The sequence below is a fragment of the Tessaracoccus sp. MC1756 genome, assembly GCF_014164735.1.
In the GTDB taxonomy this organism is placed as follows: Bacteria; Actinomycetota; Actinomycetes; order Propionibacteriales; family Propionibacteriaceae; genus Arachnia.
The window spans coordinates 73,689-84,899 of the sequence record NZ_JACJFZ010000008.1 but is presented as its reverse complement, the minus strand read 5'-3'; the positions used below and the strand labels follow the sequence as shown (position 1 = coordinate 84,899).

Sequence of the window (11,211 nt, the reverse complement as noted above, 5' to 3'; positions counted from 1 at the left end):
AACCTTTCGGGAGTTCGGAATGAGGGGTGAAGAGTGGGCCTCGATCAGATGTCGAGGAAGCGGACGTCCTTGGCGTTGCGCTGGATGAACGTGCGGCGCTGTTCGACGTCTTCTCCCATGAGGATCGAGAACATCTGATCCGCCATGGCGGCGTCGTCGAGCGTGACCTGCAGCAGGATCCGGTTCTCCGGGTCCATCGTGGTGTCCCACAGATCATCTGCGTTCATCTCGCCCAGGCCCTTGTAGCGCTGGATGGGGTTGACCTGCGGCAGCTTCTTGCCTTCGGCGAGCCCGGCGTCGCGCAGCGCATCGCGCTCGGTGTCGTTGTAGGCCAGTTCGTGCGCCGAGTTCGACCACCGGATGCGGAACAGCGGCGGCTGCGCGAGGAAGACGTGCCCGGCCTCGATCATGGGACGCAGGAAGCGGAACAACAGCGTCAGCAGCAGCGTGCGGATGTGGGCGCCGTCGACGTCGGCATCAGCCATCAGGATCAGCTTGTGGTAGCGCAGCTTGTTGAGGTCGAAATCCTCCTGCATGCCCGCGCCGAGTGCGTTGATGATGGCCTCGACCTCCTTGTTGGCAAGGATGCGGTCGATGCGGGCCTTCTCCACGTTGAGGATCTTGCCTCGGATGGGAAGGATCGCCTGCGTGCGGGGGTCACGGCCACCGCGGGCGGAACCGCCTGCGGAGTCGCCCTCCACGATGAACAGTTCGCACTCGGAGGGGTCCGTCGACTGGCAGTCCACCAGCTTGCCGGGCAGGCCGGAGCCACCCAGCAGGCCCTTGCGGGAGCGGGCCATGTCGCGGGCCTTGCGGGCGGCGATACGGGCCGCCGCCGCAGCCTGCGACTTGCGGACGATGTCCTTGCCTTCGGCGGGGTTGCGCTCGAACCAGTCGCCCAAGCGGTCGTTGAGGACACGCTGCACGAAGGTGCGGGCCTCGGTGTTGCCCAACTTGGTCTTGGTCTGGCCCTCGAACTGCGGCTCCGAGACCTTGATCGACAGGATGGCGGTGAGGCCTTCGCGGATGTCGTCGCCGGAGACGCGGTCCTCGCGCTTCTTGATGAGGCCCCAGGTCTCACCCCAGCGGTTCACCGTGCCGGTCAGCGCGGCGCGGAAGCCCTCTTCGTGGGTACCGCCCTCATGCGTGTTGATCGTGTTGGCGAAGGTGTAGACGCTGCTCGCGTAGGAAGTGTTCCACTGCATCGCGATCTCGACGCCCATGCCCGCCTCGGGGGCGTGGGCCTCGACGTCGATGACGGTGGGGTGGATGGCCTCTTTGCTGCCGGAGAGGTACTTCACGTAGTCGATGAGGCCGTCGTTGTAGAGGAACTCGTCGTAGGGGGTGTCGACTTCGCCGTCATCCCCCGTGGCTACCTGGCGCTCGGCGCGCAGGTCCAGCAGGGAGAGGCGCAGCCCCTTCGTCAGGAAAGCCATCTCGCGGAAACGGGTGGACAACGTCTCATAGTTGTAGGACGTGGTCTCGAAGATGTCGTGGCCGGGGTAGAACGCGATGGTGGTGCCGGTCTCGTCCGTGGCCTCCATCCGCTCCAACTCCGTGACGGGCGTGCCGTACTCGAACTCCTGGTGCCAGCGGTACCCGTCGCGACGCACGTCGACGATCATGCGCTCCGACAGCGCGTTCACGACGGAGGACCCCACGCCGTGGAGGCCGCCGGAGACCTTGTAGCCCCCGTCGCCGAACTTGCCGCCGGCGTGCAGGACGGTCAGCACGAGCGTGACCGTGGGGATCTTCTCGACGGGGTGCTCCTTGACCGGGATGCCGCGGCCGTTGTCCTTGACGCGGACGCCGCCGCCGTCGAGGAGTTCAACCTCGATGGAGTCGCAGTACCCGGCGAGGGCCTCGTCGACGGAGTTGTCGACGATCTCGTAGACGAGGTGGTGCAGGCCGCGTTCACCGGTGGAACCGATGTACATGCCGGGGCGCTTGCGCACCGCCTCAAGGCCTTCGAGGACGGAGATCTGGTCGGCGTCGTAGGATCCGGAGACGGTGATGTCCGCTGAATCTTGGAGTCCCTCCATCCGCGCTTCGGGGGTGAGGTCCTCATCCATGGTCACGTCGTCCGACACATTGCTCCTGTCCACACAAAGTGGCGCCGGGATTGCCCCAGCGCCGTTGAACGTGCCAATACTACCGTGAGAGCGCGCAAATCGACGCATTCAGGACGCAGGATGGGCGTTCATTCGCATTTCTTGCGCGTTTGGGCGTTCCAACGGGGGCTGAGACGTGGTCCCCTATCCCTCAGGGGGCCGTAGGGCCGCAGATCGACGCGTGATCGAACCGCCGGAGGGCACCGTCGGCCGGCCAGGGGGCAGAATCTGGGACATGGACGAGTTTCCCCTCCCTGCCGCCGAGTTCTACCGCGAACTCCAGTTCGACAACAGCCGCGACTTCTGGCTCACCAACAAGGCGCGCTACGACAACGACGTGCGCGGCCCGCTGACCCGGGTGGTGGCCGCGTTGGCCGAAGAGTTCGGGGAGGCCAAGGTGTACCGCCCCTACAAGGACGTGCGGTTCGCCAAGGACAAGTCGCCCTACAAGACCCACCAGGGCGCGTACGTGGCGATGGCGCCCGCCTGCGGCTTCTACGTGGAGGTCAACGCCGAGGAGGCCTTCGCCGGGGGCGGCTTCTACCGCGCGGAGGCGGAGGCGCTGGCCCGCTTCCGCTCTGCGATCGACGACGAGCGCTCGGGCGGCCAACTCGAGGCGATGGTCGAGGGTCTCGAGCGCGACGGGTGGCTGATCACGGGCCAGACCCTCGCCACTGCGCCGCGGGGCTTCACGAAGGCGCATCCCCGGATCAGGCTGCTGCGGCACCGGTCGCTGAGCGCGATGCGCGAGGTCACGGCCACCGGGGTGGAGGCGTTCGCCGAGGAGGTCCGTGAGATCTGGCGAGGGTCCGCCCCGCTCGTGGACTGGATGGCAGCCCGGCTGAACGACTGAGCCCGGAACCGTCCCGGCTACGCCGTCACACTCTCAGACACGGTCGGGGAGGAAGCGGGGGGCGTCGAGGGAACTTCACTCAGCGACTCCGTCACCGTCTGGCTCGGCACCGGCGTCGGGGAGGGCTCGGGCGAAGGTGCCGGCGGCGTTGACGACGGAGGAGGGGGTGTCGGTGGTGGTGGCGACGAGGTGACGGGGCTCGGCTCAGGCGACTTCGTCGTCGCACTGGCCGAGGGGCTGGGCTTCGGTGCCGCAGACGTCGTGGTGGGCGTGGGTGCCGGTGTCGTCCCGGGAGCAGAGGTGCTGGGCGGGTTCGACGTGTTACCCGGTGCCGGGGTGGAGGGCTTCGGTCCGGCGGCCGACGTGTCGCCGGGCTCGGGCGCGGGCGGCGGCTCCGAGGTAGGACTCACCGAGGGCCGGCCGGGGACCGACGGCGACTGGGAAGGGCTCGGCGAGGGGGAAGGCGACGGTGAAGGTGACGGCGACGCGCTCGACGAGGGCGTTCCGGGGGCCAGCGCCATCATGACCGAGAGGTCGACGACGCCGGGCTTGCCGTTGAGCCACGGGATGGGATCTGTGAACTGCCCGTTCACGATCACCTCGAAGTGCAGGTGACAACCCGTGGAGTACCCGGTGCTGCCGACGCGGCCCACGCCCTGCAGGGCGGAGACCTTCTGCCCCACCTTCACGCCGATGGACGACAGGTGGTTGTAGGTGGTCACGACGCGGTAGCCGCCCAGCCTGCCGTGGTCGATCTTGACCTGCACGCCGTTGCCGCCGGCCCAACCGGTGCCGACCACGGTGCCGGCAGCGGCGGCACCCACCGGGGTGCCACAGGGGGCCGCCCAGTCGTGGCCGGTGTGCAGCTTGTACACGCGTAGCACGGGGTGGAACCGCATACCGAACTTCGACGACGAGCGCCCGCGCACCGGTGGCGAGAGGAGCGCGCCCGCCTTCTGGGTGCCGACGGACTCCACCGTCGTGACGGGGATGGTGGCCGGGGCAACGGGCAGGGGCACGACGACCGGCTCAAGGTCCTCGACCCCGTCTGGCTGAATGACCTCAGGCGTGGGTGCGTTGTGCGGATCGAAGCCGAGGCCTTCACCATCTGGCATCCGCCAGGTCTCATAGCCGCCCTCGACGGCGTAGACGCCCAGCGGATCCGTGAATTCTTCGCCGAACACTTCCTGGACGCTGGCGCGCGCGTGGCCGATGCCCGGAGCGGGTGCCGGTGGGCTCTGGATGATCGCGGCGGGGGCGGGCACTGCTTCGATGACCTGCTCGTCGCTGTTCGCACCGACCAGCGCAACCAGACCCACTGCAACAGCGGCGGCCAACACTGAGGTGGTGCCTCGCAGTTTCATCTTGCTCCCAGCCCCCAAGCCGTCGTCAATGACTACTCAAACCATCGAATCACCTTCGGGGACCAATTGGAAGGGCAACTGAGAATCCAAGGCGTGTAATTCAGCTCAACCACAGCGCCAGGAGGGGAAAGGTGGCGATAATGCCCGCCGATCACGGGAATCAGCCCTCGACGGCCTCGAACTCGACGGTGAGCGCGACGCTGATCTCCACGTCGAGGGGGTCGAGATCCAGGTCGAGGGCGGCGGTGCCGTCGGCCCGCAGGAGCGCCTGCTTGTAGTGCAGCGACGGCGGGGCGCCGCCGTCGGTGATGGCAACCGGCTCCGGCGCCCGCCGTCCGGCCGCCTCGGCGATCCACCTGGCCCGCTGCCGCGCATCCTGGAAGGCGTCGCGGATGGCCTCGGGCTCGATGGCGTCTCGGGTGTCCTGGGTGAGTCTCCACTCGACGTTGTCGACGGTGACGCCGTCGACCGCGGCGAAGCGGCCGAGGAAGTCGCCGAGGTCATCGAGCTCCCACACGATCACGGAACCGTCCAGCTGGGCGACATGCTGCGGCTCGCCCGCGCCCGAGAAGTCGGTCCACGTACGGAGGCCCGACAGGTGGGCCTGATCGCCGTCGTCCTCAGGAGTCAGTTCGTCGAGGAGCGAGCGGACGTGCCTGGCGACGGCCGAGACCTCGCCGATCACGACGTCGTGATCCGCGCCCCGTCGAGCGACGGAGAAGGACACCCGTGCGCACTCGGCGCGCACCTTGATCCGGCTGCTTCCGGTGACCGTGATCTTCATCTGACCAGTACACCACCGGTCGTCGGCCCCCGTGTGCTTGCCGGGCTCTTGGTGAAGCCTGGCAGCGCCGAGCGTGAAGGCACCGCCCACAATCCGGACAGTGTTCAATCTTCCTTGACATTGGATACAGTCGCTATACGCTGGTGAACACCAGAATCTCCGTACTTCAAAGGTGAAATTGAGGAGCATCCACATGGCGTCGAACGGCATTCGCCCCGAGATCCAGACCATTGTCGACAAGATCGACGCACTTCGCCCGATGATCATTGAATCTGCCCGGGAGAGCGATCAGAACCGTCGCATCAACCAGGAGGTGTTCGATGCGGTTGCCGCCACGGGCGCGTTCAACATCTCGGCCCCGCCGAAGTTCGGCGGCCTCGCGGCCAACACGCGTGAGGCACATGCCGTCGCGCGAGCCATGGGGCGTGCCGACGGGAGCCTCGCCTGGGTGGACGGCATCCTGGATTCGGGCGCGTGGGTCGTGAGCCTCATGGACGATCAGGCCCAGCAGGACGTGTGGGGCGAGGACGGCGCGATCGACAAGGAGTTCGTGTCCATCGTCCTCGCCACCACTTCGGAGGCCGAACCGGTCGACGGCGGCTACAGGGTCACCGGCAAGTGGGGCTACGGCACCGGCAGCCTCCACGCCACGTGGTCGCTGCTCGGCGTGCCGCTCAAGAACGACAAGGGCGAAGTGGTCGACGCCGGGCTGGCGCTCATCCCGACCTCCGAGCTGTCCTACGTCGACAACTGGTACGTGGCCGGCATGCGCTCGACGGCCTCCGTCATGCAGGTCGCCGAGGATGTCTTCGTGCCCCAGCACCGCGTGTTCCCGTTGACCGCCGCGGTCGAGGGCGGATACCTCGGAAGCAACGATGATGCGGCCTACAAGACGGTGTTCGTGCCGTCGCTGTTCATGAAGCTCATCGGCCCCCATCTCGGCATGGGCCGGGCCGCGCTTGATTTCGTCATCGAGAAGGCCGAGAGCAAGGCGATCGCGTACACCGGCTACGCCAAGCAGGCGGATTCCGCGCTGTTCCAGACGGCCGTCGCCAAGGCCTCCGTCGAACTGCAGGCCGCCGAACTGGTGGCCGCCGCCGTCGCGGACCAGATCTACCAGGGCGTCGAGGACGACAACTACTACTCCTACCCGGAGCGCCTCGAGATGCGCGCGAAGGCCGGCTGGGTGGTTTCGACCATCACCAAGGTGATCGACGACCTCATCACGGCCCACGGCTCGGCCGGTTTCGCCGAGTCGAGTGCGATTCAGCGCATCTGGCGCGACCAGGCCACCGCTGCCCGACACGGGCACACGCTGGGAGCCAGTGGCTTCGAGGCCTACGGAAAGGCGATCTTCGGGCGCGAGGACGAAGCGCGCTTCGTTCTGCCGATCGTGTGATCGCACCCGTCCCCCAGAGAAAGGCAAGGATATGGTCATGACACTCTCACACCCGACAGTGACGGCACACGACTTCAGGCACGCCTTCCGGGCTCATCCCGCCGGCGTCGCGATCGTGACGGCTGACGCGGGAGACGGCCCCGTCGCCATGACGGTGAGTTCCGTCGCCTCTGTCGCGATAGACCCGCCGACGCTCATGTTCTCCGCCTCGGGCATCTCCTCGAGCACCCCGACGATCCGCAAGGCCGACACCGTCGTGGTCCACCTGCTTTCCGCAGACGATGTGGACCTGGCCAAGTTGTGCGCCCAGAAGGGTTCCCAACGGTTCGGCGACAGCGTTCGCTGGGGCCGGCTGCCGACCGGAGAGCCGTACTACCCGGACACCACCTGGTTGCGGGGGCGCATCGTGGAGTCCGTCGACGTGGCTGGGTCCACGATCATCATCGTCGAGGCGATCGAGGCCAAGCCCCAACTCGAGGACGATACGGCTCCAGAGCCGACGCCGCTCGTCTACCACAACCGCAGCTGGCACATCCTCAACGGCAGGTCCGCCATGCCGGAACCGATGCCCCCGTTCTGCATCGTCTACGGACGAGACGACTGACACCGATCACGAAGGAATACCCCTATGACCAACGAACGTATCAGCCGGATCGCGCCCCCCGTGGTGCCGGGTATCTCGGACAGCACCCGCGTCACCGCGGGTGACCTGCTCTTCATTTCGGGCCAGGTCGGCTTCGAGGAGGACGGGTCGGTCCCCGAGGACTTCGCCCGCGCCATCGAGTTGACCTATGGCGAACTCAAGCGTGCCCTCACCGAGGCCGGGGCCACGTACGCGGACCTGGTGCGCGTCAACGTGTACATCACCCACCTGGACCAGGAGAAGCTCAAGATCTGGCGCGAGACCCGCGACCGGATCGTCGACGCGCCCGCGCCGTCGGCCAGCACCGTCATCGGCGTGTACTCGCTCTACAACGGCGCCACCATCGAGATCGACGCCATCGCAGCGGTCTGATCCTCGTTTCCCAAGGGCCCGGTCAGCTGACAGCTGACCGGGCTCCTACATGTCCAGGGGCACTGCCCCGATGGAGCCGGACAGCCCGCCCGATCTCAGAGCAACAGCCGGCGTGGCAGAGGCTCCCCTCCGCCGACGCCGGCTGCGTGCACTGCGGACCGTGCTGGCCGCTCCCTCAGACCAGTAGGCCCAGGGGGTTCTCGATCCGCCGCTGGAACGCTGCGAGCCATTCGGCGGCCACAGCCCCGTCGACGACGCGGTGATCCGCCGACAGCGTCACCGTCATCACGTTGGCCACTTGGACCTGCCCATCGACCACGACCGCCCGCTGCGATGCTGCGCCGACCGCAAGGATCCCTGAGTGCGGTGGATTGAGGATGGCGCTGAACTCCTTCGTGCCGAACATCCCGAGATTGGACACGGTGAAGGTGCCGCCCTCCAGTTCACGCTGCTTCAAACCACCTGCGCGGGCACGCTCCGCGTAGTCGCGCACAGTTGTCGCGAGCTTGCTGAGCGGCAGGACATCCACGTCCCGCACGACGGGCGTGAGCAACCCGCCCTCCACCGCGACGGCGACCGCGACGTCAACGTGGCGCGCCTTGAGCGTGCCATCGTCGGACCAGACCGCGTTCATGGCCGGGACGTCGCTCATGGCGGCGGCCACCGCCTTGAGGATGAAGTCGTTGACCGAGATCCTGACAGTGGACTGTTCGTTGACCTTCGCGCGTAACGAGAGCAATTCGTCCATTCGACAGTCGGCCACCACATAGAAGTGGGGCACCGACGACTTGCTCTCGGTGAGCCGCCGGGCCACGGCGCGGCGCATGCCCGTGTGGGGCACGAGCTCCCACCGATCCTCGTCCACAGTGCGCGACGAAGGCGAGGACGCGGCCCTGACCTCAACCGGGCGCGACTTCGCAGCGACGAGTCCCTGCACGTCCTTCTTGAGGATGCGACCGTTCGGGCCGCTGCCCTTCGTCCGGGTGAGATCGAGGTCGTGCTCCTTGGCCAGGCGCCGGACCAATGGGCTCGTTAACAGCCTGAGGGGGCGGCCGTCGTCGCGCTTCTGGGGCTCAGGCGTTGCGGGCGTTGGGGTGTCAGCACCGCGCTTCTCCGGCGCAACGGGTGCGACCTGCTCCACATCACCGTCGACCGCGTCACGATCGCTCTCGTTGGCCGAGGGTGCGGTCTCCGTCGGCGCTGCTCCCGCGGAGGAATCCTCCTCGGCACCGGCCTCGGCCATGGCGGCGTCGAGATCCTCACCGGGTGCGGCGAGCACGCCGATGGGGCTGCCGACCGTGACCATGTCGCCCTCAGCGACGAGCGCCCCGGCGAACACGCCGGCCTGCTCGGCCTCCATGTCAATGATGGCCTTGTCCGTCTCGATCTCCACCAGCGCCTGCCCCACGGCGACTTCATCGCCGCGCTTGACGAGCCAGGTCTGGATGCCGGCTGATTCTGTGCCGGCAGCGATCTCCGGCATGCGCAGGATGGTTGCCATCAGAGCTGCCCTCCCGCGTCGGCGCGGAGTTGTTCATAAGCGGTGACGACTTCTTCCACCCCGGCGATGGCGGCACGTTCCAGCACCTTCGAGATGCTGGGGCTCGCCTCGCTGCCGGTGACCCGCTGGACGGGGTGGTCGAGCCAGTCGAAGTAGCGGCGGTGGATCTCATCGGCCAACCAGGCACCGTACGAGGTTCCCCGCGCGCCCTGCTCCACGATCATCACGGCGTTGGTCTTCTTGACCGATGCTTCGATGGTCTCCCAGTCGATCGAGGCACGGTCCAGCCAGCGCAGGTCGATCACCTCAGCGTCGACTCCGGTGATCTCAGCGGCCTCAAGCGCCGTCGCCACCATCGACAGGTAGCTGATGACGGTCACGCCCGAACCTGCGCGTCGGACCGCGGCCTGACCGGGCGGCAGGATGCCGTCCAGATCGGTCGGCGCGGGGAGGACCTGCGGGTAGAGATCGACGTGCTCGATGACCAGCACCGGGTCCTGCAGCGCCAGCGCCGCGTTCATGAGGCCGACATAGTCCTCCGCGGTGGAGGGTGCCACGATGCGCCAACCGGGCGCCGTCGCGAAGATGCCGGCCGGGTCCATGAGGTGTTGCGAACCGTAGCCGGAGCCCATCGCTACCTTGGTGCGCAGCACGAGCGGGACGGGGTTGTCACCGCCGAACATGTGGCGTGCCTTGCCGACCTGGTTGAACACCTGGTCGGCGGCGACCCACATGAAGTCCGGGTACATGAACTCCACGACGGGGCGGTAGCGCCCGTCGAGGGCCAGGCCGCCAGCCAGGCCCATGAAGGCGTTCTCGCTGATGGGCGTGCCCAGCGTCCGGTCCGGGAACTGCTTCGCCAGGTTCTTGGTGGCGCCGTTGGTTCCGCCGCCGAGGCGGTGGACGTCCTCGCCCATGACGACGATGCGCTCATCCTGCTCCATACGCCTCTGCATGACGGCCGCCACGGTGTCGACGAACTTGGCGTCACGGTCGGCGCGGCCAGGCTGCTGGAGTGGCAGGCCGTCCAACTCGCTCGCATCGCCGCGCACGCCTACGTCTACGAAACTCACGTCGGGCCAGAGGCCGGGCCGGATGCGGCGGTTGCCCTCCTTGTCCGGGTCAGGCTCCAGCAGAGCGTCGGCGATCTCCTTCATGACGGCCTTGACGCTCATTCGGAGCTGGTCGACCTCCTCCTGCGTGATGAGGTCGAGCGCCTGCATCTCGCTGGCCACGCGCACGAGCGGGTCGCGCTGGCGCCATTCGGCCTCTTCGGCCTTGGTGCGGTAGCCGAATGCGCTGCCCGGGTAGGGACCGTTCTGGTGGAAGAACCGGTAGACATCGGCCTCGATGACGGTGGGGCCGCCGCCGGAGCGCATGATCGACGCCGCTTCCTCCATTGCCAGGTGGACGGCAAGCGGATCCATGCCGTCAACCTTCCAGGAGGGAATGCTGAAACCCTGTCCGCGGACCGAGAGGCGCGTGTCGGCGGAGATCTCGTCGACCCCGGTGGCCACGGCATAACGGTTGTTCTCGACGAAGAAGCAGGTGGGCAGCTTCCACACTGCGGCGAGGTTCATCGCCTCAAGAATGGAACCGATCTGTGCCGCGCCGTCGCCGAAGTAGTTGATGGTGAGGTCGGTGGTGCCGGAGTGCTTCTGTGCCCACGCGTTGCCCGTGGCCATGGGCGCACCGCCACCCACGATGGCGTTGGTGCCCAGCGCGCCGGCCTCGAACCACTGGAGGTGCATGGATCCGCCGCGGCCACGGCAGTATCCCTCGGCCAGACCCAGGATCTCGGAAAGGGTCCGGTGCAGTACCTCGCGGATGGTGTCCTTGATTGGCTCGCTGGGGTCCAGGGTGGGGCTGACGTGCGTCAGCGCCTTGGCGAGGAACTGGTGGTGCCCGCGGTGCGAACCGTTGACGGCATCGCTGGATCGCAGCGACACGATGGACCCGACCGCGCCACCCTCCTGTCCGATGCTGGAGTGGGCCGGACCGTGGACGAGACCCTCGGCCGCGAGGTCCAGCACCGTCTCCTCGAACGCACGGATGAGGTGTAGCTGGGCGAGCATCGTGCCAAGCAGTTCCGGTGGCGCGGTCTTCCAGTCCTCCGGCGTGGTCTCCAGCTGGACCCACGGCACACCCGTGGACAGCTCAGTTCTCTTTGGCATGGCTTCTCCG

9 protein-coding genes are annotated in these 11,211 nt (G+C 67.4%); 4 read left to right on the top strand and 5 right to left on the bottom strand.

Features of this window, described 5'->3' with window-relative positions:
- Window positions 1-44: 44 nt before the first annotated feature.
- Complete coding sequence (gene gyrB / locus H5393_RS14055) at window positions 45-2,180, bottom strand: DNA topoisomerase (ATP-hydrolyzing) subunit B (RefSeq protein WP_370586000.1); 2,136 nt, start codon at window positions 2,178-2,180, stop codon at window positions 45-47.
- Window positions 2,181-2,346: 166 nt separating this feature from the next.
- Here gyrB and H5393_RS14050 point away from each other — a divergent pair, with 166 nt between their 5' ends.
- Window positions 2,347-2,964 carry a DUF2461 domain-containing protein gene (locus tag H5393_RS14050; RefSeq protein ID WP_182767192.1) on the top strand — a complete coding sequence of 206 codons (618 nt, stop codon included), beginning with the start codon at window positions 2,347-2,349 and terminating at the stop codon, window positions 2,962-2,964.
- A gap of 17 nt (window positions 2,965-2,981) precedes the next feature.
- Here the strand turns inward: H5393_RS14050 and H5393_RS14045 are convergent, their stop codons facing one another.
- Together H5393_RS14045 and H5393_RS14040 are read right to left on the bottom strand one after the other, a co-directional pair.
- Window positions 2,982-4,328 carry a M23 family metallopeptidase gene (locus H5393_RS14045; RefSeq protein WP_182767191.1) on the bottom strand — a complete coding sequence of 449 codons (1,347 nt, stop codon included), beginning with the start codon at window positions 4,326-4,328 and terminating at the stop codon, window positions 2,982-2,984.
- Window positions 4,329-4,488: 160 nt separating this feature from the next.
- A complete protein-coding gene (locus H5393_RS14040) occupies window positions 4,489-5,112 on the bottom strand; it encodes an SIMPL domain-containing protein (RefSeq protein WP_182767190.1) in 624 nt (207 codons plus the stop codon).
- A gap of 193 nt (window positions 5,113-5,305) precedes the next feature.
- Here H5393_RS14040 and H5393_RS14035 point away from each other — a divergent pair, with 193 nt between their 5' ends.
- The 3 genes from H5393_RS14035 to H5393_RS14025 are packed head-to-tail and all read left to right on the top strand — an operon-like array spanning window position 5,306 to window position 7,526.
- Window positions 5,306-6,511, top strand: a complete 1,206-nt coding sequence (locus tag H5393_RS14035; RefSeq protein ID WP_182767189.1) for an acyl-CoA dehydrogenase family protein — start codon at window positions 5,306-5,308, stop codon at window positions 6,509-6,511.
- Window positions 6,512-6,548: 37 nt separating this feature from the next.
- Entirely contained in the window at window positions 6,549-7,115 is a 567-nt protein-coding gene (locus H5393_RS14030; protein ID WP_220488451.1) for a flavin reductase family protein, read from the top strand.
- Between the two features lie 24 nt (window positions 7,116-7,139).
- A complete protein-coding gene (locus tag H5393_RS14025) occupies window positions 7,140-7,526 on the top strand; it encodes a RidA family protein (protein WP_182767187.1) in 387 nt (128 codons plus the stop codon).
- Window positions 7,527-7,701: 175 nt separating this feature from the next.
- Here the strand turns inward: H5393_RS14025 and H5393_RS14020 are convergent, their stop codons facing one another.
- Entirely contained in the window at window positions 7,702-9,027 is a 1,326-nt protein-coding gene (locus H5393_RS14020; RefSeq protein ID WP_182767186.1) for a dihydrolipoamide acetyltransferase family protein, read from the bottom strand.
- Entirely contained in the window at window positions 9,027-11,201 is a 2,175-nt protein-coding gene (locus tag H5393_RS14015) for a thiamine pyrophosphate-dependent enzyme (RefSeq protein WP_182767185.1), read from the bottom strand. The genes H5393_RS14020 and H5393_RS14015 overlap by 1 nt, the downstream gene beginning before the upstream one ends.
- Between the last annotated feature and the right edge of the window lie 10 nt (window positions 11,202-11,211).